At 59.0% G+C, this 1,889-nt stretch carries 1 protein-coding gene; it reads right to left on the reverse strand.

Going from position 1 to position 1,889, the window contains the following annotated elements:
- Nucleotides 1–704 precede the first annotated feature (704 nt).
- Nucleotides 705–1,634, reverse strand: coding sequence for a hypothetical protein (locus tag RM540_RS16190; RefSeq protein WP_311666050.1), 930 nt, complete (start codon nt 1,632–1,634; stop codon nt 705–707).
- Nucleotides 1,635–1,889 lie beyond the last annotated feature (255 nt).

Below are 1,889 nucleotides of genomic sequence, written 5' to 3' on the forward strand. Positions count from 1 at the left end.
AGTTACACGGCCCCCGAGCGCCGAGACTCGCGCGGGCGCGCCCAGAACGGGAACGAGGTGGGCGGGGTGGCGCGACGGTGCGACAGCGGACCGGAGCGCCGACGTGAGACGCGGGCGGGGCGGCGAGCCGAGCGGCGAAGCGCCGTAGCTGAACGCGAACGCTGAGGGCGGGGCGGAGACCAGAGCGCACCACCCCGCCCGTGCACCACGGCTCGACAGCGGGAACGCGGAGCAGCCGGTGCCGAGGCGGTGTAACAAATGGCCGCTCACCCGCAGAGGGCAAACAGCACGAACGACACATGGAACGCTACCTGACCCAAACCACCCCACGCTCGGTCATCGTGAAGCCGCTGGCGCCCTCTGTCGGCCGTGCAGCGGCGGGTTCTACGGCGTACCGCGAGGCCACGCGAGAGGAGCCTACCGAGCATGACGAGAGGTGCTTCCCTGGCGTGCAGTGGGGCCGGGACAGCAACGGCACGTGCATCCTAGCCGCGACCGGGATCACCTGCCCCGCCGAATCCTGCGACCTCCACGACGGAGTGCGCGACGAAGCGGGGCGCATCATCTAGCCGTAGAACAGATGACCGCTCAGCCGCAGCACGCTGATGACTGGCGGGTGGGACGAGGCAACGTAGACACCGTCGCGCGGACGAGACAAGAACGCTGGCGCGTGCTGTCGGCCTGCAGCGGTAGGTTAGGCGGATTTATGAGCTACCTACTTTGCCAGAGAACAACACCCACAAGGGATGAAAAATAGGAGTCGTAATAGATGTGCTGATGTTCGTTCTAATCAATCTATTGGTATTTCTTGACCATCTGGCACCCGCGTTTGCCACGGCATTGCTGTCAATTCCGTCAGGAAGTGGACTATCCATCGAACCTTGCAGCGCGAGTGATGCCACCCTCTCGAAGGTTCGCTGACTCACGTATTCTCCGCCCGACTCGTTTGACGTGAGAATGAACCCTGCAACTCCTGTCACAAGCGATCCGCCACCCGCTCTTGCTTGGCTGATGCAATCCTGAAGCTCCTCAATTTCAGACATCATTCTTATATTTGAACTAACATAAGATGTGATCCAAACAATATCGGTGTTATTGGATGAGTTAGACCTTAGTGAGTCCCTGAGAGCAGAGCTGAACGCTGTCCTGATCTGCCCCTTGTTTGTGATAGACGAACCCTCAAGTAGCGCTTCGAATTCGGTCTCCGCATTGTTGAGCACTGTTGCCTCAACGGTTTGAGCGTAAGATGAAAGCCTTGGAGAGAATCCTCTTCTTTGATTCTCGAAGAGCATTGTAGGTGCAACTACTTGACATCCATTTATCAAGACATCTTCTGCGAACCCGGCCCCAATGTAGAAATTGAATATTTTATCCGAAGCCGATTCGACAAAGTTAGGGTTGCTAGGGTTGATGTTGAGCAAGAGTGGGTCAACATCTGAAACCCTGATCCAGCCTGACCCCGCTCCTCCTGGGGGCTTGCATGTTTCAACGTCGTCGGTAGCTCCCTGGCAAACTTGGAAGCTGCTGTGTGGTTTGACTTCAAGACCTGTGTATGTCTCGAATTCCTCTATGGCGTAAGGCCCTGAGCAGCCGAAGAGAATCGTTGCGAGCGCGAGGAGGAAGCAGATTTTCATCGGGCTAGGGAAGCTGAGCGATAAGAACAACAGGAAGATAGCGAGCGGGACTGAAACAGCGTTGGGGAATCTGCCTAACCAGAACTTCAGTGGAGCCCCGCCGCCTGAAGCCCCGCGGGACGCCCGGATTGCGGAACGGACGCCGCAGTATAGGCCGCCCCGCCCCGCCCGCGCGAATGCGTTCCGTCTAACGGGAAGGTTACGGGGCTTCACGCCGCGAGTCTACCGGGAGAGCCACCCGCCCCGCCCGCGCGC

This window comes from Rubrivirga litoralis (assembly GCF_031846415.1).
Classification (GTDB): domain Bacteria; phylum Bacteroidota; class Rhodothermia; order Rhodothermales; family Rubricoccaceae; genus Rubrivirga; species Rubrivirga litoralis.

What these genes read in the sequence shown, in the direction of transcription:
- RM540_RS16190 (WP_311666050.1), bottom strand. Translation starts at nt 1,634, where the DNA reads ATGAAAATCTGCTTCCTCCTCGCGCTCGCAACGATTCTCTTCGGCTGC.